Below are 22,566 nucleotides of genomic sequence, written 5' to 3' on the forward strand. Positions count from 1 at the left end.
ACCGGGGCCCGGAGGCGTCACCGGCGATGGTCGACCAGGTCGATGAGCTGGCGTACCACGGTGTCCGGTTCGATCACCCGGTCGAAGACCGCGACCAGCAGGGTCTCCAGGTCCGGGTAGCCGAGCTCCTCGGAGAGGCGCAGCAGCGGCAGGTCGCTGGCCAGCCCCCGGTTGTGCTGGCGCAGCGTCAACCCGATGGTGGCCCGGCCGAGGCGTACCTTGTCGCTGATCGTGATGCCCGGCTCGGTGTGTTCGGCGAACCACCGGTTGATCTGCATCTGCGCGTGCGGCGACTTGACGAACCCCAGCCACTCCCGGCGCGGGCCGCGCGGCGCGACGTCGGCCTCGAAGCCGTTGTCCGCGTCGTTCTCGGTGAAGATCTCCACCACGTCGCCCTCGTCCAGCTCGGAGCTCAGCGGCGCCAGCCGGCCGTTGATCCGGGCGGCGAGGCAGTGGTCGCCGCGGTCGCTGCCCAACTCGTACGCCAGGTCGACGGGGGTTGCGCCGGCCGGCAGCACCACCTGCCGGCCGTCGGCGAAGACCTGGATCTGCGCCTCGGACAGGTCACAGCGCAGCGACTCGAGGAACTGCGCCGGGTCGGCCGCGTCCTGCTCCCAGTCGAGGACGCGGCGCAGCCAGTCCAGCTGCTCGGCGCGGGCCGCCGAGCTGCTCGAGCGCGGGAAGCGGAAGTCGGCGGCGACGCCGTACTCGGCCGAGCGGTGCATCTCCTCGGTGCGGATCAGCACCTCCACCGTGCGGTCCTGCGGGCCGCACACGCTGGTGTGCAGGGACCGGTAGAGGTTGTTCTTCGGCGAGGCGATGAAGTCCTTGAAGCGGCCGGGGACCGGTCGCCAGGTGCCGTGGATCGCGCCCAGCGCGGCGTAACAGTCGGTGGCCGGGCCGTCCACCACGATCGCGATGCGGGGCAGGTCGTACGGGGCCGTGTGGCCGCCGGCGACGGTGTCCTTCCAGATCGAGTAGAGGTGCCGCGGCCGAGGGGTCACCTCGGCGTCGACCCGGCTGCGCCGCAGCGCCACCTTGGCCTGGGAGACCACCGAGTCGAGGTACGCGTCCCAGCCCGGCCGGTCGTGCACGTGCCGGGCCAGCCGGGCGTGCTCGTCCGGCTCGAGGTGCAGCAGCACCACGTCGTCAAGCTCGCGCTTGAGGGTCTGGATGCCGAGCCGGTCGCAGAGGGGGACCAGCACCTCCTGGGTCTTGCGGGCGATCCGCTCCCGCGACGCCGCGGAGCGCACCCCGAGGGTGCGCATGTTGTGCAGCCGGTCGGCCAGCTTGATGATCAGCACCCGGACGTCCTTGCCGGCCGCGATGATCATCTTGCGGATCGTCTCCGCCTCGGCGGCCTTGCCGTAGAACGCCTTGTCGAACTTGGTCACCCCGTCGACGAGGTGGGCGACCTCCCCGCCGAAGTCCTCGGCCAGCGCCTGGAGCGTGTAGCGGGTGTCCTCCACCGTGTCGTGCAGCAGCGACGCCACCAGGGTGATGGTGTCCATCCCCAGCTCCGCGCAGATCTGCGCGACGGCGAGGGGGTGGGTGATGTACGGCTCGCCGCTCTTGCGGAACTGCCCGCGGTGCATGTTCTCCGCGATGGTGTACGCCCGGCGCAGCACCGCGGGGTCGGTGCCGGCGTGGATGCTCCGGTGGGTGCGGACCAGTTGGGTGACCGGGTCCGAGTCGGTGGTCGGCCAGGTGAGCAGGGATCGCAGCCGGCGGGTCAGCGGCAGCTCACCCGCCGGGGTTGGAAGGGCGCCCCCCAGGGCGGCGCCGTGTCCGGCGTCGACGTCCACGAGGGACACCTCCTCACCCCGGCTCCGCGGTCGCCGGGACTCCGGCGGTCGGGAGCAGGCCCACGAATCGGGCAGGACTGCACTTCTCTAACAGCCTAAGCGAGTCGACGTAGTCCGATCGGTCACTTGGTCATGAGCGTTCGGTCGAGAGTTGGCGGGACGCGGCGCCCTCGGCCTTCGCCAGCAGGTCGCGGAACCGGGCCGCGCCACCGACCGGTGAGGACCAGCCGGAGGACATCTCCACCAGCCGGGTCTCCGGTCGCTCCAACCAGGACAGGATGCGTTCGGACTCCTCCGCGGTGGCCGCCGGCACCGGGCCGTGCCCGGCCGGGACCGTCTCGGCGGTGGCCCGGATGGTGGCCAGCGTCGGTCGGGGGTGGACGCCGGGCGGGGAGACGCCGGCGCCGGCCAGCCGGCCGTGCCGGACCAGGGCCAGCTCCCAGCCGCCGTGGGCGGCCGGGCGGGCCGCGGCCAGCTCGGCGATCCCGCTCAGGGCGGTCAGCCGCTGCATCCGCACGGTGGCGCGCAGCAGGGCGGCCAGCCGGGACCGCACCACCGCCGCCTCCTCGTAGCGCTGGTCGCGGGAGAGCACGTCGATGCGGGCCAGCAGCGCGTCGACCACCACCTGCGGGTCGCTGGTGGTCGCGGTGCGGAACGGCGCCGCCGCGCGGTGGTCGTACTCCTCGGGGGTGATCCGATGCTCGCAGGGTGCCGGGCAGCGGCCCAGCTCGGCCAGCGCGCAGGCCGGCGTGACGGTACGCAGCGAGAGCCGGTGGGTGCACTGGCGCAGCGGCACGGCGTCGTGGAAGCCCGCCGCCGCCAGCTCGGCAGCCCGCCGGGAGGTGAACGGCCCGAGGTAGGCCGCGTCCGTGGGGGAGATGTCGCGGACCACGGACAGTCGCGGGTACGGCCCGTCGGTCAGCTTCAGCCAGACCATCCGTTCCGGGTACTTCGAGCGCCGGTTGTACGGCGGCGCGTGCGCGGCGATCAGCCGCAGCTCGCGCACCTCGGCCTCCAGCGCGTGGGCGCACTCCACCGCCTCGACCCGCTCGGCGGCGGCGAGCATCTCCGAGATGCGCGCCCGCTTCTCCCCGGCGGTGAAGTAGCTGCGCACCCGGGTGGCGATGTCGCCCGACGTGCCGACGTAGAGCGGCCGGTCGTCGGCGGCGCGGAAGATGTAGACCCCGGGAACCTTCGGCAACCCCTCGGCCAGGTGCCGCTTGCGCCGCTGGGTCGGGGTGACCGCCCGGGCGAACTCGATTGCGTCGCCGACGGTGTCGACCCGGTGCCCGCCGAGCCGGGCGATCAGCCCGTGCAGCACGTCGACGGTGGCCTTCGCGTCGTCCAGCGCCCGGTGCGTCGGCTGGACGGCGGTGCGGAAGTAGGCGGCCAGGGTGCCGAGCTTGCGGTTGGGCACCTCGTCACGGGTCAGCAACCGGCGGGCCAGCGCCGCGGTGTCCAGTACGCGGAGGTTGGGCCAGCGGTAGCCGTGCTTCGCGCAGGCCGCCTTGAGAAAACCGACGTCGTAGGGGGCGTTGTGGGCCACCAGCACCGCGTCGGCGATGAACTCCAGGAAGCTCGGCAGCACCTGCTCGATCGGCGGCGCCGGCAGCAGCATCGCCTGGGTGATGCCGGTGAGCACGGTGATGAACGGCGGGATCGGCTGCCCCGGGTTGACCAGGGTGGCCAGCACGCCCAGCTGCTCGCCACCACGCACCTTCACCGCGCCGATCTCGGTGATGCCGCCGCCGTCCGGCGCGCCGCCGGTGGTCTCCAGGTCGACCACCACGAAGGTGGTCGCGTAGAGCGGCAGCGCCGGGTCGACCCCACCCACCGCCGGGTCGAGACCAGCGAGGGACTCCTGCACGTACTCCGCCTGTGCCATCGGCGGCACGCTAGCGCCCCGGTCCGACACTCCCGTCTCAGCGGTCCCAGGGGTCTCCATGGGGCTAGGATGAGAGATCGGCTCACTCACCGGGCGGTGGGCCCGGTCGCGGTGGGAGACTTGCCACATGCCCCTCACCGAGCCGTACGACGACCACCTCCCGCAGGAGGATCCGGTCGCGCGCGACGGTGTTGTGGGCGACCCGGACGACGACGCACCGAATGCCCAGACGCCAGCCGCATCCGGCGCGGCGGAGCCGGTCGGCGGGCCGACGATCGAGCCGGAGCCGACCCTGCCCGAGCCGGTCCGCCAGCGGATCGTGGCGTTGACCGCCGCGGTGCTGCCCGGGCTGCCCGCCGACGAGGTGCCGGTGCCGCTGCGCCGGGTGGCGAAGTTCGCCCCCAACCGGCGGGCCCGGCTCGGCGCACCGGTGATCGCCGCCCAGCTGACCGCCGACCCGCTGTTCCGTCAGCGGGTCACCGCCCGGGTGCTGGCCGACGCCGGCGACCTCGGGGCGGCCGTGGTCGAGGGGACGGCGCCGGCCGCCGCCGACCCGGTCGAGGTGGCCGCGCTGGCCTATCTGGCCCGTCCTCTCGGCTGGCGGGACCTGATCGAGGCCAGCGGCGCGGCCGTGCGCGCCGAGGCGGACAGCGCGGTCGTCGCCGAACTGGTCCGCGAGGCCGAGCAGCGGGCCACCCGCGCCGAGCACGACCGGGCGGTGGCCCGGGTCGAGGCGGAGAAGCTCCGCGACGAGCTGGCCCGGGTCCGGGAGGAGCTGGGGCAGCTGCGGGAGGAGTCCCGGCAGCTGGCCCGCACGCTGCGGGAGACCCAGGCGCGCGAGCGCCGGGCGACGGAACTGCTGGCCACCGAACGGGGCCGGGCCGCGCGGGCGAGCGCCGATGTGGACGCCGAGCTGCGTCGGGCCCGGGCCCGGCTGGCCGAGGCGGAGGCGGCGGCCGGGATGGCCCGGGCCAGCGCCAAGGAGGCCCGGTCGGTCGACGACGCCCGGCTCTGGCTGCTGCTGGAGACCATCGGCCAGGCCGCCGTGGGGCTGCGCCGGGAGCTGGCGCTGGACCCGGTGGATAAGCTGCCCGCCGACTTCGTCGCCGAGGCGTTCGCCGAGCAGCCGGGCACCGCGCCGGCCAGTCCCGCCGCCCGCGCCCGGGACACCGACGACCCCGCCCGGCTGGACCAGTTGCTCGCCCTGCCCCGGGCGCACCTGGTGGTGGACGGCTACAACGTCACCAAGCGCGGCTTCGGCGAAATGTCCCTGGAGCAGCAGCGCAAGCGCCTGATCACCGGGTTGGGCGGGCTCGCCGCGCAGACCGGCGACGAGGTGACCGTGGTCTTCGACGGTGCCGAGCGGATGCACGGGCTCCCGCCGGCGCCGCGCGGCGTGCGGGTGCTCTTCTCCCGCAAGGGCGAGACCGCCGACGAGCTGATCCGACGGCTGGTCCGGGCCGAGCCGGCGGGCCGCCCGGTGGTGGTGGTCTCGTCCGACCGTGAGGTCGCCGACGGGGTACGCCGGCACGGCGCGTACCCGCTCGGTGCCGACTCGCTGCTGCGTCGGCTCGCCCGCTCCTGACCGCGCCACCGGGCTGATCGACCCGACCTCCGTGAAATCGGGGCGTCCCGATTAGGCGGACAACCCGACCTCCTGGATGTCGGGTGGACATTGGCAACCATGTGATCGGGTCCGATGGCCGTTGTCCGGTTTCTGTCGTACCCCGTGGTTAGCGTCGATGTGACCGACGGTGCTCGGGCGGCGACGACGTCTTGGGCCCGGGCACCGCCAGCGCGATCAGGAGGTTCCATGCTCATCGACTGCGAGGGCTGCCCGCACCGGGGCGAGGGTTGCTCCGGCTGCCTGGTGGCCGCTCTGTTCGACGAGACGTCCCCCGCGGCGGGGCTCGACGCCGCCGAGGTCCAGGCGATCGAGGTGTTCGCCCGGGCCGGCTTCGAGGTTGAGGTCCTCGCGCCGCCCGCCCCCGCGCAGAGCCGGCGTCGCGCCGCCCGTCGGGTGGCCTGACCCCGGCACCGCGTCGGACGTCGTGCGGCCCGTCGGTGGCGTGACCGCGGGTCGGGCACCGGGCCCGAGGCGCACGGTTGGCGGGCCATAGGATGGGCGGTCACGGCGGGAGGAGCGGCGGGATGAGCGGGGTACGGCGCGACCACGGCGGGCCCGCCGGCAGCGGCGACGACGCCCACTGTGCGGCTGGCACGGCGGTGCCCCGGTGAGCCCGCGTGGCTGGGCGCTGCTGACCCTGGCCGGGCTGACCGTCGCGCTGGTGGTGACCGTCGCGCTGCTGATCCCCTGGCACCGGCCGCCGGCGCCCCGCGCCGACCAGCTCGCCGCGCTCCGCGACCTGCCGGCCGAGCAGGTGGCCCGCGGGCGAGAGTTCCGCGCCGCGCTGCGCCCGGGCGGCTACGGGGGGCTGGCCGTCGGGCTGCTGGCCGCCCTCGCACTCGGGTTGACCCCGCTCGGCAGCCGGCTGGTCGAGCTGGCCGGCCGGCCGTTCGGCGGGCACTGGGCCGCCCAGGCGGTGCTCGGCGGGCTGGCCGTGGTGCTGGTCGCCGACCTGGTCACCCTCCCGTTCGCGGCGTGGCGGCAGAGCGTGCTCACCCGGTACGGGCTGAGCACCAACGGCTGGGGCGGCTGGGCGGTCGACCTGCTCAAGTCGTACGCGGTCAGCGCGGTGATCGGCGCGGTGGCGCTGCTCGGCTTCTACGCGGTCATCCGGCTCGCCCCGCGCTGGTGGTGGGCGTTCGGCGCCGCCGGGGCGGCCCTGCTGGTGGTGCTGCTGTCCTTCGTGCTGCCGGTACTCGTGGAGCCGGTGTTCAACCGGTTCACCCCGATGGAGCAGGGCCCGCTGCGCACCGAGCTGATGAGCATGGCCGCACGGGACGGGGTGCCGGTGCGCGACGTGCTGGTCGCCGACGCCTCCCGGCGCACGCGGGCGGTCAACGCGTACGTCTCCGGGCTCGGGCCGACCCGGCGGGTGGTGGTGTACGACACGCTGCTGCGCGAGGCCACCCCGCAGGAGGTGACCGCCGTGGTGGCACACGAGCTGGGCCACGCCAAGGATTCCGACGTCGCGGTCGGCACGCTAACCGGAGCGCTGGGCGCGGCCGCCGCGGTGGTGGCGCTCTACCTGCTCGGCTCGTGGGGGCCGCTGCTGCGGCTGGCCGGCGTCGATTCGGTCGCCCAGCCCCGCGCGTTCCCGCTGCTGGTCGCGCTGGTCACGGTGGCCGGGCTGATCGCCGCGCCGGTGCAGGCCGTGATGTCCCGACGGGTGGAGGCGCGAGCCGACGCGCACGCGCTGGCGCTCACCGGCGACCCGGGCACCTTCGAGGCGATGCAGCGGCGGCTCTCCTCGATCAACCTCGGCGACCCCGACCCGCCCCGCTGGGAGTACCTCTACTCCGCCTCACACCCGTCCACCGTGGAGCGGATGGCCGCCGCACGCGCGTACGCCCGGGAGGTCGGCCGGTGAGCCGTACCCTGCTCATCACGAACGACTTCCCGCCCCGCCCCGGCGGGATCCAGTCCTTCGTGCACAACCTCGCGGTACGCCAGCCCGCCGGCTCGGTGGTGGTCTACGCGTCGAGCTGGCGGGGAGCGGAGAAGTTCGACGCCGACCAGCCGTTCGAGGTGGTCCGGGAACGCACCCGGGTGCTGCTGCCCACCCCGCTGATCGCCCGCCGGGCGGCGCGGCTGGCCCGGGCGTACGACTGCGACACGGTGTGGTTCGGCGCGGCGGCCCCGCTCGGGCTGCTCGCCGCCGGCCTGCGTCGCCGGGCGGGCATCCGCCGGGTGGTGGCGCAGACCCACGGCCACGAGGTGGGCTGGGCGGCGCTGCCGGCCGCCCGTCCGGCGCTGCGCCGGATCGGGCGCGGCGTCGACGTGACCACCTACCTGGGCGAGTACACCCGCAGCCGGCTGGCCCGGGTGCTGGACGGGCTGACCGAGCTGCGGCGGCTCGCCCCCGGCGTGGACGTGGACACCTACCACCCGAGCGTCGACGGCGAGCCGGTGCGGGTCCGGCTCGGTCTGGCCGACCGGCCGGTGGTGGTCTGCGTGTCCCGGCTGGTGCCGCGCAAGGGCCAGGACATGCTGATCCGGGCGCTGCCGGAGATCCGCCGCCGGGTGCCGGACGCCGCGCTGCTGGTGGTCGGTGGCGGCCCGTACCGGGCCACGCTGGAGAAACTGGCCCGTCAGGCGGGCGTGGAGCGGGACGTGGTCTTCACCGGGTCGGTGCCGGCCGCCGAGCTGCCCGCGCACTACGCGGCCGGCGACGTCTACGCGATGCCCTGCCGCACCCGCAACCGCGGCCTGGACGTGGAGGGGCTCGGCATCGTCTACCTGGAGGCGTCCGCGACCGGGCTGCCGGTGGTCGCCGGCGACTCCGGCGGCGCGCCGGACGCGGTCCGCGAGGGGGAGACCGGCTACGTGGTACGCGGTCGCGACGTCACCCAGCTCGCCGACCGGGTGTCGCGCCTGCTGGCCGACCGGGACCTGGCCCGCCAGCTGGGTGCGGCCGGTCGGGCGTGGGTGGAGCGGGAGTGGCGCTGGGAGGCCCAGGCGCAACGCATGGCCACTCTGCTCGCCGGCTGAGCGGACGGCCGCTGGCCGGGCCGCTCGGGTTCCCGCGTGCCGTTCGCGGGTTCAGGCGGCGCCGTTCGCCGGGGTTCAGGCGGAGGGGCTGCCACGGCGCGGTGCGTAGCGCGGCACGTACTCCTGGCCGGTGAGCCGCTGGATCGCGGCCATCACCTCGTCGGTGACCGTCCGGATGTCGCGCGGCCCGTCGATCCGGCCGGCGACCGCGATCGGTGGGCCGAACCGCAGGGTGACCGGATGCCGGCGGGGCAGCCGCGCGTCGACCGGCAGCACCTCGGCGGTGCCGAGCACGCCGACCGGGACGATCGGCACGCCGGCGTCGTGGGCCAGCCGGGTCATCCCGGTGCGGCCCCGGTAGAGCCGCCCGTCCGGCGAGCGGGTGCCCTCCGGGTAGACGGCGACCAGGCCACCGGCGCGCAGCACCGGTACGGCGGCGTCGAACGCGCTCAGGACGGCCCGACCGCCGGCACGTTCCACCCGGATCGCGCCCATGCCGCCGACGATCCGCCGGCTCAGCCAGCCGCGCGGCCCGTGGCCGGCGAAGTACTCGGCCTTGGCCCAGAACGCGACGTGCCGGGGCGTCACGCTGGCGAGGAACAGCTCGTCGGCGACGGACAGGTGGTTGCCGGCGAGGATCGCGCCGCCGTGCCGCGGCAGGTGCTCAAGCCCTTCCACGCGCGGTCGCCAGCCCCACCGCAGCGTGGTGCCGACGGTCAGTTTGGCGAGGTCGTACAGCAGTGGCACGGCTTCTCCCAGGGGTGTGGACGGGTCGGCTCAGGCGGGGGCCGGGCCGAGGTGGGCGTCCAGTGCGGCGCGCAACAGCGCGTCGTCCTCGTCGACGCCGGTGGCCAGCGGCAGGCTGCCCCAGGCCCAGAGCTGGGCGATGCCGTGCAGGTTGGCCCAGAGCGCGCCGGCCAGCACCGGGACCGCCGCGTCGGTCGGCCGGCGTACCTGGGCCACCAGGTCCACCAGCACCGCGAACAGCGGCAGGCTCTTCTCGCGCAGCCCCAGCCGACTGCTGGCCAGCAGGTCGTGCCGGAACATCAGCTCGAACATGCCGCGGTGCGCCGCCGCGAAGTCCAGGTACGTCCGGCCCAGCGCCGTCAGTCGGGCGCGCGGGTCCGGGCCGGCGGCGCGCAGGGTCTGCTCGACCCGGCCGGTGAGGTCGGTGAAACCCTCCCGGGCGATGGCGGAGAGCAGGTCCAGGTGGGTGGGGAAGTAGCGCCGCGGGGCGCCGTGCGAGACCCCGGCCCGGCGGGCGATCTCGCGCAGCGACACCGCCGACTGGCCCTCGCGCAGCACCAGCTCGACACCGGCCGCCACCAGCCGGGCGCGCAAGCCCACCTCCCGCTCGCTCATAGACAGTGTCTACCAGGGAGCGTAGACGTTGTCTACCCCGCGCTCCTCTCGCCTGGCGCCCAGGAGCCGACCCGCACTCGGCGCACCCGCCTTTGCTCTGCTTCAACTGAGGCGACAGCCGAGGCCCGAATCCGTTGCGCGGGTTGAAGCAGAGCAAAGGCGCCGAAGGCCGGATGGGTTCCACGCCGCGTTCCCCGGTCCCGGCGATCCAGGGGCGCGCGGTCCGCGCGGCCGACGTGCCAGCGCTCCGGCAACGTCGGTGCGGACCTCCGCGCCCGCGCGGCCACTCACGCGACCCGGTCGGCCGGCGGGGGCAGCGTGGGCCGGTCAGCCGATGCGGGCCAGAATCCGGTCGGCCGGGGCGGGCCGCCCGAAGTGCCAGCCCTGACCGGCGTCGCAACCGATCGCCCGCAGCCGCTCGGCCTGCCCGGCGGTCTCCACCCCTTCGGCGGTCACCGTCAGGTCCAGGGCGTGCGCCAGCGACACCAGCGAGGCGAGGATCCGCTCGTCGGTGCGGACGGCCTGACCCGGCTCGGGCGAGCGCAGCCCGGCGACGAACTCGCCGGCGACCTTCAGCTCGGTCACCGGCAGGTCCCGCAGGTACGCCAGGTTGCTGTAACCGGTGCCGAAGTCGTCGATGGCGATCCGCACCCCGAGGTCGGCCAGCACCCGCAGCGCGCGTACCGGTTCCTCGGCGGTCCTCATCATGGTGCTCTCGGTGATCTCCAGCTGGAGCCGTTCCGGTGGCAGCCCGGTGCGGTGCAGCAGGGCGCGGATCTCCTGCACCAGACCGGGCCGGTGCACCTGCCGGACGGCCAGGTTGACGCTCACGAAGGGCGCCGCCGCGCCGCCGGTCGACCACGCCTGCGCCTCCCGGCACGCCTCGGCCAGCACCCAGCCGCCCAACGGCACGATCAGCCCGGTCTCCTCGGCGAGCCCGATGAAGCTGTCCGGCCGCAGCACCCCCAGCTCCGGGTGCCGCCAGCGGACCAGCGCCTCCACCCCGACCAGTCGGCCGTCGCGCAGCGACGTGAGCGGCTGGTAGTCGAGGTAGAACTCGCCGCGCTCCAGCGCCGCCGGGATGGCCGCGGAGAGCGCGTAGCGGGCCAGTTCGCGGCGGTTGCGCTCGGCGTCGTAGAGCGCCCAGCGCGCCCCGCCCGCCGACTTGGCCCAGTGCAGCGTGCTGTCGGCGGCCCGCATGAGGTCACCGGGGGTGGTGCCGGCCACCTGCCGCTCCACGATCCCGACGCTCGCCGAGACCTGTAGTTCGTGCCCGTCGACCAGCGCCGGCTCTCCGACCGCGGCCAGCGCCGCCTCGGCCACCTTCACCACGTCGTCGGTGCCGCCGGCGCGCTCCACCAGGACGACGAACTCGTCCCCGCCGAGCCGGGCCAGCAGGTGCTCGCCGGCGGTACGGGACAGCCGCTCGGCCACCGCAACCAACAGCCGGTCGCCGATCTGGTGCCCCAGGGTGTCGTTGACCACCTTGAACCGGTCCAGGTCGAGGAAGCACACCCCGATGCGCTGTGCTCCGCGACCCGGCTCATTGAGCGCGGCGGTGAGCCGTTCGGTGAACAGCGTCCGGTTCGGCAGGCCGGTGAGCGGGTCGTGGGTGGCCTGGTGGCGGAACCGCGCCTCGCTGGCCCGCAGGGCCCGTTCCGCCTGGCTGCGGGCCATCATCGCGGCCCGCCTGATCGACTCCTGCTCGTCCAGCGTCCGGTCCCGCAGGGCACGGGCGTAGCCGGTCGCCACCGCGGCCAGCAGCCGCGCCATCCGGTCCTCGACGTCCTCGGCCACCAGCCCCAGGTCGCGGACCAACCGGAGCTGGATGACCTCGACGGTACGGCCCAGCCCCTCGGCGGAGGCGATGTGCGCGGCGACCAGGTCGGCGCCCACCCGGTGCCCGACGCGCAGGTCGAACGGCTCAGCGAGCAGTGCGGTGGCCAGCTGCCCGGTGAGCCGGTGCAGCAGGACCTCCAACTGGGTCTGCGTCATCGGCAGGTAGCTGGTGCCGGAGACAGCCTTGGCCCAGGCCCGGGCGAAGGTGCCTGGGCAGGATGCCGCCCCGGTCGCCCCCGGCGGCTCAACCACCGAGTCGCCCGACGCCGCCCATGAAGACCGCCCGCTCGGCTCCCTCCGCGCTCTCCGAGGTGTCCGGCCGCCACTGCGGCACCCACACCACTCCCGGGTCGACCAGCTCGAAGCCGTCGAAGAGCACGGTCAGCTCGGCGCGGCTGCGCACCCAGAGCGGACTGTCGGTACGCCGGTAGACCCGCTCCGCCTCGGCCCGCTCGTCGGAGCTGCGCCCGTCGTCGCTGGCCTGCGACAGCACCAGGTAGCTGCCGGGGGCCAGCGCTTCGCGCAGGGTACGCAGCAGCTCCGCCGGCCGGTCGGAGTCGGAGACGAAGTGCAGCACGGCCACGATCATCACGGCCACCGGCTGGTCGAGATCCAGCAGCTTCCGTACGTCGGGGTGGGTCAGGATCCGCTCCGGGTGCCGCAGGTCCTCCTGCACGACCACGGCGCGGTCGTTGCCGGCCAGGATCTCCCGGCTGTGCGCCACCGCCACCGGGTCGACGTCCACGTAGACCACCCGCGAGGCCGGGTCGACGCGCTGGGCGATCTCGTGCACGTTGCCCACCGTCGGGATGCCCGAGCCGATGTCCAGGAACTGCCGGATGCCGGCTCCGGCCAGGTGCTGCACCACCCGGCGCAGGAAGGCCCGGTTGGCCTGCGCCATCAGCGGCGCCTCCGGCACCGCGGCCACCATCGCCTGCGCCGCCGCGCGGTCGGCGGCGAAGTTGTGGGAACCGCCGAGGTAGTAGTCGTACATCCGCGCGACGCTCGGGCGCTCGATGTCGATGCTGTCGGGTGCCCAGTCCGGCCGCTGCATGCGCTCACCCTTCGAGTCCGCGACGCGGGCGTCCTTGCCCGCGCGGGTATTCTGCCCGCCCCGTTGCCCGCCAGACCATAGCCTGTCGGCGGATCGCCGCCGACGTCGGTCGATACGCGAGGTCCGCGCCAGCCCGTGGGCTGGCGCGGACCTCGCGTCACACGCGTCGTCCCGCTCGACGAACGGGTGGGAGGGTCAGAACTTCGGGGCGTCCGGGGCCTCGAGCAGACCGAGCCGCAGCGCGGTCATCAGAGCCTGCGCCCGGTTGGCCGCACCGAGCTTCTCGTAGAGCTTGGAGATGTGGGTCTTGGCCGTGGACTCGCTGACGAAGAGCTGCTTGGCGATGCCGGCCACGCTCATGCCGTCGGCGAGCAGCCGCAGCACCTGCCCCTCGCGGGGGGAGAGCTGTGGGCCGGACGGGGCCAGTCGGCGCTTCATCGCCTCGGCCAGGTCGGCGGCGGTGAACGCGCTGGGCGAGGAGGCGGCGTGCCGCGCTGCGGCGACCACCTCGTCGGCCGGCGCGGTCTTCGGCACGAACGCGCTCGCGCCGGCCTCCAGGGCACCGAAGAGCTGGTCGTCGCCGGCGTACATGGTCAGCACCACGATGCCCATCGACGCGCTGGACTTGCGCAGCGCTCGGGTGGCCTCCAGGCCGCTGCCGTCGGGCAGCCGCAGATCCATGATCACCACGTCCGGCTGCAGGGCCCCGGCCTGGCGTACCCCCTCCGCCGCCGTGGCGGCCTCACCGACGACCTCGAACTGACGGTCGCGCTCGAAGGCGTGCCGCAGGCCCTTGCGGATCAGGTCGTGATCGTCGACAAGGAGGACCTTGGTGCGGGTGGCCGGTGTCGGACTTGTGGTCATCCTCGGGTTACTCCCCTTCTGGTGCTGCGCTACCGCGCACGTTATCGCGCCGGGACGAGGAACCGAGAACCACCGCCACGGTCGTTCCGCTCGGCTGCCGCGGCCTGATCTCCAACCGGCCCCGGATACGTTCCGCCCTCTCGGCCATGATCGCAAGACCGTACCGCCCGTCGGGGCGCTGGTCAGCCATCCCCTGACCGTCATCCGACACTTCAATCTGCGCGTACGGGGGGTCCACCTCGCAGGTGACCCAGAGATTCGACGCCCCGGCGTGCTTGCGCGCGTTGGTCACCGCCTCCTGGGCGATGCGCAACAGCTCGGCCTCGGTGGCGGCGGGCAGCCGCGCGGTGGACTCGTCCAGGGACAGGTGTACCCGCAGCCCGCCGGAGGCGCCAACGGTGCGGGCGTACTCGGCGATCGCCGCGGCCAGGCCACCGTGCCGGTCCACCTCGCTGCGCAGCTCGAACAGGCTCAGCCGCAGCTCCTGGATCACCCGGGTCACCTCGGCGCGCAACGTCCGCAGCGCCTCGGCGGTCTCCTCCGCGTCGTCGAAGACGGTGGCCAGGGCGTTGTCGATGCCGTAGCCGACCATTACCAACTCCTGCGCCACCCCGTCGTGGATCTCGCGGGCCAGCCGCTGCCGCTCCTCGTTGGTGGCCAGCGAGCGGACCTCGTCGAAGAGCAGCGCCGCCTCCAGGCGCAGCGCGGCCGGCCGGGTCAGGGCGGTCACCCGGGACACCACCGGCGGCGGGTACGCGTGCGCGACGTCCGCCTCCAGCGCCACCAGACCGATCGTGCGTACGCCGGCCATCAGCGGCACCACCAGTGCGGAGACCTCCCCGCCCCGGTGGGTGCGCGACTGCGAGCGGGCCGAGGTCTGCGGTTGCTGGCTGGCCCAGGCGTCGGCGATCGCCGAGTCCGCGTCGAGCGTCGTCTCCCAGTCGACCCGGTCCGCGCCGGCCTGGGCGAGCACGACCAGGCGACCGCCGCCGCTGACCGACAGCACCGCGGCGCGGTCGGCCCGGGCGACCGTGCGCAGCTCCTCCACCAGGTGCTCGGAGATGCCGCCCGGGTCGAGGGTGGCCCCGGGCAGCTGGCGGGCCACACTGCGCAGCTGGGTCAGCAGTCGGGTCGCCTCGGCGTACGGCTGCGGCTTGCCCTCGCCTCGCACCTGCATCACCCGGTGCAGGGTGCTCGCGGCGTAGAGGCCCAGCGCGGCCAGGATCAACCACTGCGCGCAGACCGCCAGGTAACCGAGCTGGCCGAGCTGCCGAACCCCGTCCACCTCGGTCAGCGCGCCGCTGACCAGCAGGGTGCCCGCGGTGACCGCGAGCAGCGCGGTGCCCTCGCGGAAGCGGCGGCGTAGCGCGGTGACGGTCACCGGCACGGCCAGGTAGGGCAGCACCGCCGACGCGCCCAGCCCGTCGACGGAGCCGCCGATCGAGGCGACCGCGGCCACGTGGCTGGCGGCCAGGCCCAGCACCACCACCTCGGCGACCCGGCTCAGCGGGCCGACCAGCCGGTGCTGCGGGGCCAGCAGGGCGGGCAGCCCGGCGACCGCGAGCAGCGCGATCCACCAGAGCTGGGTGACGTCGTGCGTCGCGAACAGGGTCAGGACGGCGACCAGCGCCAGCATCACCAGGCGGGCTGCCGCGGCGAGGGGATGCGGGTGCGGGGCGGCGGGTGTCGAGGCGGGCACGTGACGGATGGTAGTCAGCCCCGATAGATCTCGGCGATCTCCGCCGCGTACGTCTTGTGCACGACCTGGCGCTTGACCTTGAGCGAGGGGGTCAACTCACCGGTCGCCTCGGTGAAGTCGCGGGGCAGGATCCGGAACACCTTGATCGCCTCGGCCTTGGAGACGGCCTGGTTCGCGGTGTCGATCGCCGACTGGATCTCGGCCCGCAGGGCCTCGTTCGCGCGCAGCTCCTCGACCGGCGTGTCGGCGGGCAGCCCGGCCGACTCCAGCCACTTGGGCAGCGCCTCCTCGTCCACGGTGACCAGCGCCGCGATGAACGGCTGCCGGTCGCCGACGACCACGCACTGGCTGATCAGCGGGTGCGCCCGGACCCGGTCCTCCAGCACCGCCGGGGCGACGTTCTTGCCGCCGGCGGTCACGATGATCTCCTTCTTGCGGCCGGTGATGGTGAGGTAGCCGTCGTCGTCGAGCTGCCCCAGGTCGCCGGTGCAGAACCAGCCGTCCGGCCTGATCGTCTCGGCGGTCGCCTGCTCGTTGTGCCAGTAGCCCTGGAAGACCAGGTCGCCGGAGATGAGGATCTCGCCGTCGTCGTCGATCCGGATGGTCACGCCGGGCAGCGGCCGGCCGACCGTGCCGATCCGGGTGCCGGTGGGCAGGTTCGCGGCGGCCGCGGGGGAGGTCTCGGTCAGGCCGTAGCCCTCCAGGATCGTCACCCCGATGCCCCGGAAGAAGTGCCCCAGCCGGGCGCCGAGCGGAGCGCCGCCGGAGATGGCGTCGCGGCAGCGGCCGCCGAGCGCGGCGCGCAGCTTCCGGTAGACCAGCCGGTCGAAGACCGCGTGCTGGGCACGCAGCGCCAGGCCGGGTCCCCGCGGCGTCTCCAGCGCCTCGCTGTACGCGATGGCGACGTGCTCGGCCCGGGCGAAGATCCCGCCCTTGCCGTCGGCCTCGGCCTTCTGCTTCGCCCCGTTGTAGACCTTCTCGAACACCCGGGGCACCGACAGCACGAACGTCGGCTTGAACTCCTGCAGCTCACCGACCAGGTTCTTGGTGTCGGCGCAGTGCGCCATGGTGGCCCGGGCCTGCACCACGCCGATCTGGATGAGCCGGGCGAAGGCGTGCGCCAGGGGGAGGAAGAGCAGGGTCGCCGCGCCGGCGTGGAACAGGTTCGGCAGCACCGGGACCGCGTTGGCGATGTCGGCGTACATGTTGCGGTGGGTCAGCACGCAACCCTTGGGCCGGCCGGTGGTGCCGCTGGTGTAGATGATGGTGGCCACGTCGCCGGAGCGCACCGCCTTGCGGCGTCGCTCGACCTCGGCCGGCTCGACCGCGGCGCCCGCGGTGACCAGGTCGTCGACCCCGCCGAGGTCGATCTGCCAGAGGTGGCCCAGCTCCGGCAGCCGGTCCCGGACGCCGGCGACCAGGGTGGCGTGCGCGGTGGTCTCCACCATGATCGCTACCGCGCCGGAGTCGGCGAGGATCCAGGCGGCCTGCTCGGCGCTGGAGGTCTCGTAGATCGGCACGGTGACCGCGCCGGCGGCCCAGATGGCGTAGTCGAGCAGGGTCCACTCGTAGCGGGTGCGGCTCATCAGGGCGACCCGGGCGCCCGGCTGGATGCCGGCGGCGATCAGCCCGCGGGCCACCGCGACCACCTCGTCGCGGAACTCGCGGCAGGTCACCTCGGTCCAGCGGGTGCCGGTGCCGTCGCTGGCCGCCGTCCGGCGGGCGAACTGCACCGAGTCCGGCGCGGCCTCGGCGTTGTCCCACACCGGGTCGGTGAGGTTGGCCGCGTCGCCGACGGTGACGATCGGCGGGACGGAGAACTCGCGCACCTGCACTCCCTCGTGCTCGCACTGGCCGGGCCGGCCGCCACATCGGGGGTCGGCTCTGTCGAAACCTACCCGGACGGCGCGTCCGGTGCGCTAGGCAGGTTGCCCGGTTCGGCACGGCGGGACCGGTGGCGCACATGCTCCCGGGCGGTCGGGAGGGGTCCCGCGTGGGCGCGCCGGGGGCGGCGCGGCACGCGGGCGGGGCGCGCCGGGTAGCCTCCCCCCATGGCGGACACCTCCACCCAGTCGATCACCATCGGCGCCGCACCGGACCGGGTGGCGGCGGTCATCTGCGACTTCCCGCGCTACCCGGAGTGGACCGACGCGGTGCGCCGGGTGGAGGTCGTCGAGGAGTACGAGGACGGCTACGCCAGCCAGGTGCGGTTCACCATCGACGCCGGGGTGATGGCCGACGAGTACGTGCTCGCCTACGAGTACGCCGAGGACCTGTCCCGGATCGAGTGGCACCTCGTCGCGCCGTCGAAGATGCAGCGCAGCCAGCGCGGGTCGTACGACCTGGAGGGCAACCCCGATGGCGGCACCACGGTGACCTACACCCTGGAGGTCGAGTTGTCGGTGGGAATGCTCGGAATGTTCCGGCGCAAGGCCGAGAAGATGATCATGGACACCGCGTTGAAGCAGCTCAAGCGCCGGGTAGAAGCATCCGGTGCGGCGCAGTGACGCGTCCGGCGGCAGGGTAGGGGAGCCGAGGGTGGGCGGAACGGATCCGGGTTCGGCCCGGCAAGAGGCGGAGCGTCTGGTCGCCACGCTGCTCGCGGGCGCGCGCCTGGCCTCCGCCGGCTCGCCCGCGGGTGCGTGGGGTCCGCTGGGCGGGATCGTGGCGGGTGTCCTCGGTCACAGTGCCGGCCCGGGCGGGTCCTCCGGCGCCGGTGGTGGTTTCGCCACGGGCTCGCCGGAATGCTGCGTGTGTCCGGTCTGCCGGGGTATCGCCGCCCTGCGGGACCCGAGTCCCGAATTCGCCGAGCGGCTGGCCACCGGCGCCGGCGACCTCGCGGCTGGCGTGGCCAGCCTGCTGCGCGCGTTCAACCCGGCCGAGCCCCCCGCCGAGGCCCCGGCGCCACCGTTCGCTCCGACCCCACCTCCCTCGACTCCGAGCGCCGGCCCGACCGCCGCCGCGCCGGCCCCCGAAGCGGACTCCGCCGCCGGTCCGGCAGGCCACGTGTGGCGCGATGCCACCCGCACCGGGCATGATTCTCAGCCGGCGCCGGAGCGGGACGTCTGGTCGGTCGCCACTCGGGCGGCGGATCCGGTCCCGGACGCCGCACCACCCGTCGACGAGGCCGGGCCGGTGACGGCACCGGCCGACCGACCCGTGGTGCCCGCTTCGCGGGTACCCGACGACGTGGGCGCGGACGCACCGGGCGACGACGCCTGAGCGGGGAACGTCCCGACACGACAGGCGGCGTGCCGCCGGCGCGCGCGCCGGAGAGCACAGCAGAGGGGAGCGGCAGCGGTGACGCTGACCATCGGAGTCGACGTCGGTGGCACGAAGGTGGCCGGCGGTGTCGTGGACGACACCGGCGCGGTCCTCGTGCAGGCCCGACGGGACACTCCCGCCGATGACGTCGCCAAGACGCGGGACGTCATCATCGAGCTGGTCGGCGAGCTGGCTGCCGGGCGGACGATCGAGGCCGTGGGCATCGGCGCGGCCGGCTGGATCGACGCCACCCGCTCGACGGTGCTCTTCGCCCCCAACCTGGCCTGGCGCGACGAGCCGCTGCGCGAGTACGTGAGCGCGGCCGTCGGCCTGCCCGTGATCGTGGAGAACGACGCCAACGTGGCCGCCTGGGCCGAGTTCCGCTACGGCGCGGCCCGCGACGCCGACGACTCGATGGTCATGTTCACCATCGGCACCGGCGTCGGCGGTGGCATCGTGCTCGGCGGCGAGCTGGTCCGCGGGTCGCACGGCATCGCCGCCGAGCTGGGCCACATGCTGGCCGTGCCGGACGGGCACCAGTGCGGCTGCGGCCGGCTGGGCTGCATCGAGCAGTACGCCAGCGGCAGCGCCCTGGTCCGGTTCGCCCGTGCCGGCGCTCGCCAGGAGCCGCACCGGGCCACCGCGCTGCTGGAGCTGGCCGGCGGTGAGGTCGAAGCGATCACCGGCCACATGGTGACCGCCGCGGCGCGGGGCGGCGACCCGATCTCCACCGAGGCGTTCGCGCAGATCGGGCGCTGGCTGGGCACCAGCATCGCCGACATGGCGCAGATCCTCGACCCGCAGGCCATGGTGGTCGGCGGCGGTGTCATCGACGCCGGTGAGCTGCTGCTCGGGCCGACCCGCCGTTCCTACCTCGACGCGCTGGCCCAGCGCGGCCGGCTGCCGGTGGCCGAGGTGCGCCCGGCGGAGCTGGGCAATAGCGCCGGTGTGATCGGCGCCGCCGACCTGGCCCGCCGGATCTGAGGCGGGCCGGGGTGGAGCAGACCTCCGGCGTGCCGCTGCGCGTCGTGTCGTACAACATCCACAGCCAGCGCGACGACACCGCCGCGCTGGCGGCCGTGGTCCGGGCCGCGCGCCCGGACGTGGTCATCGTGCAGGAGGGGCCGCGCCGGTTCCGGTGGCGGCAGAAGTCGGCCGCGCTGGCCGAGTCGTTCGGCCTGGTGATGGCCGCCGGCGGGCTGCCCGCGCTGGGCAACCTGCTGCTGACCAGCCTGCGCGTCCAGGTGCGGGGCACCCGCTGCCAGCGCTTCCCGCTGACCCCCGGCCGACACCTGCGCGGCGCCGCGTACGCCGACTGCCGGGTCGGCGACGCCCGGTTCACCCTCGCCGGCTCGCACCTGTCCACCGACCCGGCCGAGCGTCCCGCGCAGGCCGCCGCGTTCAAGCGCGAGCTGACCGCCGCCACTCATCCGGTGCTGGCCGGCGCCGACCTCAACGAGGGCCCGGACGGGCCGGCCTGGGCCACCGTGGCGGCCGGGCTGACCGACGCCGCGGTGGCGGCGGACCGGGCGGACCGGCTCACCTACTCCTGTGCCGACCCGCGCCGGCGCATCGACGCGCTCTTCGTCGACCCGCGGATCACCGTGGTCGACTACGACGTCGTGGACACGCCGCAGACCCGGCGGGCCAGCGACCACTTCCCCGTCCTGGTCGACCTGCTGCTGCCGACCACCGGCTGACCCCCCGACCGGCGGGCCGCGCCGCCGCTTGCGCGTCGGGGCTGGACATCCAGCCCCGATGTGGAGAAGATTTCGCGGCAACCGGCACGCGTGCCGCACAAAAGGAGAGCCCGGTGTCCACCTCCACCGACCACGGCCGGCCCGACCCGGAGGCGACCACGCTCGCGCTGAGCCGCGACGGTCGCCCGGTCTCCGACCGGGGCGACACGGTCTGCGTCATCGGGGCCGGGGCCAGCGGCCTCACCGCCATCAAGAACCTGCGCGAACACGGGTTCGGCGTGGACTGCTACGAGCGGGAGACCGGCGTCGGCGGCGCCTGGAACTGGCGGCACGACCGCAGCCCGGTGTACGCCAGCACCCACCTGCTGTCGTCCAAGCCCTTCACCCAGTTCCCCGACTTCCCGATGCCGGACGCCTGGCCGGACTATCCGCACCACAGCCAGCTGCTGTCCTACTTCGAGCGCTACGCCGACCACTTCGACCTGCGTTCGCACATCTGGTTCGGCACCGAGGTGGTGCGGGTGGAGCCGGCCGAGGGGGAACGCTGGGACGTCACCACCCGCTCGACCGGCGGGTACGGGTCGGAGCGCACCTCCCGCTACGCCGCCGTGGTGATCGCCAACGGTCACAACTGGTCGCCGAAGCTGCCCCGCTACGAGGGCCTGGAGGAGTACCGGGGCGAGATCATGCACGCCTCGTCCTACAAGGACCCGGCGCAGCTGCGCGGCAAGCGGGTGCTGGTGGTCGGCGCCGGCAACACCGGCTGCGACATCGCCGTGGAGGCCGCCCAGCAGGCGTCGCGCTGCTGGCACTCCACCCGGCGCGGCTACTGGTACGCCCCGAAGTACGTGCTGGGCCGCCCGGCCGACCAGGTCAACGACGCCCTGCTGGCACTGCGCGTGCCGCTGCGGCTGCGCCAGTGGCTCTACCACTGGACGCTGCGGCTGACCGTCGGCGACCTGACCCGCTTCGGCCTGCCCAAGCCCGACCACCGGGTGTACGAGACGCACCCGATCGCCAACAGCCAGCTCGTCTACTACGTGGGTCACGGCGCGATCGGCCCGGTGCCGGACGTCGCCCGCTTCCACCCGTACGCGGTCGAGCTGGCCGACGGTCGGCAGATCGACCCCGAGTTGGTCATCTTCGCCACCGGGTACCTGCCGCGCTTCGAGTTCCTCGACCCGTCGGTCCTGGGCGACGGCACCGGCGCCGGACGGCCGACGCTCTGGCTCAACGCCTTCGCCCCTGGGCATCCCACGCTGGCCGTGGCCGGCCTGGTGCAGCCGGACTCCGGGGTGTTCACGCTGTCGCACTGGCAGACGGTGCTCTTCGCCCGCCTGCTGCTGGCCCGCCGGGACCGGCCGAAGCGGGCGGCGGCCTTCGCCGAGCAGGTGCGGGCCCGGGCCGGGGAGCGCTACTCCGCCCACGTCAAGGACAGCAGCCGGCACTGGTTCGAGGTCGGCCACGCCGACTACCTGCGCGCCGTCCAGCGCGCCCTGCACGAGCTGTCGGGCACGTGAGCGCGAGGAGTGAGCTTGCGAGCCCCGCAGTCGCGAACGAAAGGTGGCTCAGTTGAGCGACGTGCGGATCATGCGGGGCCGGGAGTGGGCCCGCCCGGTCCGGCCGGCCCGCCGCGAGGTGCTGGGCGCCACGCCGGAGTTGGAGGAGGGGCGCCCGCCGCTGCTCTTCGTGCCCGGTTTCGGGCACGGTGCCTGGGCGTTCGCCGAGCACTGGCTGGGGCACGCGGCGGGGCGGGGGTTCCCGGCGCACGCGGTGAGCCTACGCGGGCACGGCGGCAGCGAGCCGGCCCCGGATGCGAACCTGCGGGCGTACGCCCACGACGTGGTCCAGGTGGCCGCCGGCCTGCCGCGCCAGGCGGTGCTGGTGGGCCACGGCGCCGGGGCGCTGGTGGTGGCGCACGCGTTGGCCCGCTACCCGGCCCGGGCGGCGGTGCTGGTGGCGCCGGTCTTCGGCGGCTGGGGGATGCTCGGCGCGGCGCTGCGCCGCAACCCGGCCGGCACCCTGCCGGCGGTGGTCGGTGGGCCGCTGCGGCTCAGCCGGGCACAGCTGTTCAGCCGGGAACTGCCCGAGGCGGAGGCCCGGCGGCACGTCGGCCGGCTCGGCCGGGCCGGCCGACGTGCGCAGTGGCAGCTGCTCGGGGCGCCGGAGCCCGAGCCAGCGGTCGGAGCCCCACCGGTGCTGGTGCTGGGCAGCCCGGACGACCGGGTCGTGCCGGCGTCGGCGCTGACCCGGGTGGCCCGCCGGTACGGCTCGGCCCCGCTGCTGTTCCCCGGCATGGGCCACGACCTGATGCTGGACGCGCGCTGGCCGGAGCCGATCGACGCGATCCTGGACTGGCTCGAGAAGGAACCGACCCCCTGACCGGCCGGGGCGCGGCAGCGATCGCGGCAGCGCGCTCGGCCGCGCCGGGCCAGCGACCGCGGTCCGGCTTTCCGCCGGTGGCATCGTCAGCCGCCGA

Annotated in this window: 19 protein-coding genes; 10 read left to right on the forward strand and 9 right to left on the reverse strand. The window is 74.6% G+C overall.

Annotated features, from left to right (window positions below):
- Positions 1-17: 17 nt before the first annotated feature.
- Together ACFOW4_RS25235 and ACFOW4_RS25240 are read right to left on the reverse strand one after the other, a co-directional pair.
- Positions 18-1,805, reverse strand: coding sequence for a RelA/SpoT family protein (locus ACFOW4_RS25235; RefSeq protein WP_377532130.1), 1,788 nt, complete (start codon positions 1,803-1,805; stop codon positions 18-20).
- 130 nt (positions 1,806-1,935) lie between these two features.
- Positions 1,936-3,690: a DEDD exonuclease domain-containing protein gene (locus tag ACFOW4_RS25240; RefSeq protein WP_377532040.1), complete on the reverse strand. Its 1,755-nt coding sequence runs from the start codon at positions 3,688-3,690 to the stop codon at positions 1,936-1,938.
- A gap of 127 nt (positions 3,691-3,817) precedes the next feature.
- On the opposite strand from ACFOW4_RS25240, the gene ACFOW4_RS25245 reads away from it, so the two are divergent.
- The 4 genes from ACFOW4_RS25245 (at position 3,818) to ACFOW4_RS25260 (ending at position 8,305) form a co-directional block, all read left to right on the forward strand.
- A complete protein-coding gene (locus tag ACFOW4_RS25245) occupies positions 3,818-5,275 on the forward strand; it encodes an NYN domain-containing protein (protein ID WP_377532042.1) in 1,458 nt (485 codons plus the stop codon).
- A gap of 228 nt (positions 5,276-5,503) precedes the next feature.
- Entirely contained in the window at positions 5,504-5,719 is a 216-nt protein-coding gene (locus tag ACFOW4_RS25250) for a hypothetical protein (protein WP_377532045.1), read from the forward strand.
- A gap of 205 nt (positions 5,720-5,924) precedes the next feature.
- Complete coding sequence (locus ACFOW4_RS25255) at positions 5,925-7,184, forward strand: M48 family metalloprotease (RefSeq protein WP_377532047.1); 1,260 nt, start codon at positions 5,925-5,927, stop codon at positions 7,182-7,184.
- Positions 7,181-8,305, forward strand: coding sequence for a glycosyltransferase family 4 protein (locus ACFOW4_RS25260; protein ID WP_377532050.1), 1,125 nt, complete (start codon positions 7,181-7,183; stop codon positions 8,303-8,305). The genes ACFOW4_RS25255 and ACFOW4_RS25260 overlap by 4 nt, the downstream gene beginning before the upstream one ends.
- A 75-nt stretch (positions 8,306-8,380) precedes the next feature.
- On the opposite strand, the gene ACFOW4_RS25265 is transcribed toward ACFOW4_RS25260, so the two are convergent.
- The 7 genes from ACFOW4_RS25265 to ACFOW4_RS25295 all read right to left on the reverse strand — a co-directional run bounded on the left by ACFOW4_RS25265 (position 8,381) and on the right by ACFOW4_RS25295 (position 16,952).
- Positions 8,381-9,052, reverse strand: coding sequence for a lysophospholipid acyltransferase family protein (locus ACFOW4_RS25265; protein WP_377532053.1), 672 nt, complete (start codon positions 9,050-9,052; stop codon positions 8,381-8,383).
- 30 nt (positions 9,053-9,082) lie between these two features.
- Positions 9,083-9,667 carry a TetR/AcrR family transcriptional regulator gene (locus tag ACFOW4_RS25270; protein WP_377532056.1) on the reverse strand — a complete coding sequence of 195 codons (585 nt, stop codon included), beginning with the start codon at positions 9,665-9,667 and terminating at the stop codon, positions 9,083-9,085.
- 327 nt (positions 9,668-9,994) lie between these two features.
- Entirely contained in the window at positions 9,995-11,662 is a 1,668-nt protein-coding gene (locus ACFOW4_RS25275; protein ID WP_377532133.1) for a putative bifunctional diguanylate cyclase/phosphodiesterase, read from the reverse strand.
- Between the two features lie 88 nt (positions 11,663-11,750).
- The gene (locus ACFOW4_RS25280; RefSeq protein WP_377532059.1) at positions 11,751-12,560 is read right to left on the reverse strand and encodes an SAM-dependent methyltransferase; all 810 of its coding nucleotides are present in this window, start codon (positions 12,558-12,560) and stop codon (positions 11,751-11,753) included.
- A gap of 195 nt (positions 12,561-12,755) precedes the next feature.
- Positions 12,756-13,424, reverse strand: coding sequence for a response regulator transcription factor (locus ACFOW4_RS25285; RefSeq protein WP_007072219.1), 669 nt, complete (start codon positions 13,422-13,424; stop codon positions 12,756-12,758).
- 7 nt (positions 13,425-13,431) lie between these two features.
- The gene (locus ACFOW4_RS25290) at positions 13,432-15,123 is read right to left on the reverse strand and encodes a GAF domain-containing sensor histidine kinase (protein WP_377532062.1); all 1,692 of its coding nucleotides are present in this window, start codon (positions 15,121-15,123) and stop codon (positions 13,432-13,434) included.
- 14 nt (positions 15,124-15,137) lie between these two features.
- Positions 15,138-16,952, reverse strand: coding sequence for an AMP-dependent synthetase/ligase (locus ACFOW4_RS25295; RefSeq protein WP_377532065.1), 1,815 nt, complete (start codon positions 16,950-16,952; stop codon positions 15,138-15,140).
- Positions 16,953-17,174: 222 nt separating this feature from the next.
- On the opposite strand from ACFOW4_RS25295, the gene ACFOW4_RS25300 reads away from it, so the two are divergent.
- The 6 genes from ACFOW4_RS25300 (at position 17,175) to ACFOW4_RS25325 (ending at position 22,469) form a co-directional block, all read left to right on the forward strand.
- Positions 17,175-17,630 (forward strand): SRPBCC family protein, encoded by a 456-nt coding sequence (locus ACFOW4_RS25300; RefSeq protein ID WP_377532068.1) that lies wholly within the window; start codon positions 17,175-17,177, stop codon positions 17,628-17,630.
- A 31-nt stretch (positions 17,631-17,661) separates the two neighbouring features.
- Positions 17,662-18,345, forward strand: coding sequence for a hypothetical protein (locus ACFOW4_RS25305; RefSeq protein ID WP_377532071.1), 684 nt, complete (start codon positions 17,662-17,664; stop codon positions 18,343-18,345).
- Between the two features lie 78 nt (positions 18,346-18,423).
- Positions 18,424-19,371, forward strand: coding sequence for an ROK family glucokinase (locus ACFOW4_RS25310; protein WP_377532073.1), 948 nt, complete (start codon positions 18,424-18,426; stop codon positions 19,369-19,371).
- An 11-nt stretch (positions 19,372-19,382) separates the two neighbouring features.
- The gene (locus ACFOW4_RS25315) at positions 19,383-20,087 is read left to right on the forward strand and encodes an endonuclease/exonuclease/phosphatase family protein (protein WP_377532076.1); all 705 of its coding nucleotides are present in this window, start codon (positions 19,383-19,385) and stop codon (positions 20,085-20,087) included.
- A 113-nt stretch (positions 20,088-20,200) separates the two neighbouring features.
- Positions 20,201-21,607: a flavin-containing monooxygenase gene (locus ACFOW4_RS25320; protein ID WP_377532077.1), complete on the forward strand. Its 1,407-nt coding sequence runs from the start codon at positions 20,201-20,203 to the stop codon at positions 21,605-21,607.
- Between the two features lie 70 nt (positions 21,608-21,677).
- Positions 21,678-22,469, forward strand: coding sequence for an alpha/beta hydrolase (locus ACFOW4_RS25325; RefSeq protein ID WP_377532136.1), 792 nt, complete (start codon positions 21,678-21,680; stop codon positions 22,467-22,469).
- The last annotated feature ends 97 nt before the right edge of the window (positions 22,470-22,566 follow it).

Source organism: Micromonospora sp. GCM10011542 (assembly GCF_042650685.1).
Lineage (GTDB): Bacteria > Actinomycetota > Actinomycetes > Mycobacteriales > Micromonosporaceae > Micromonospora.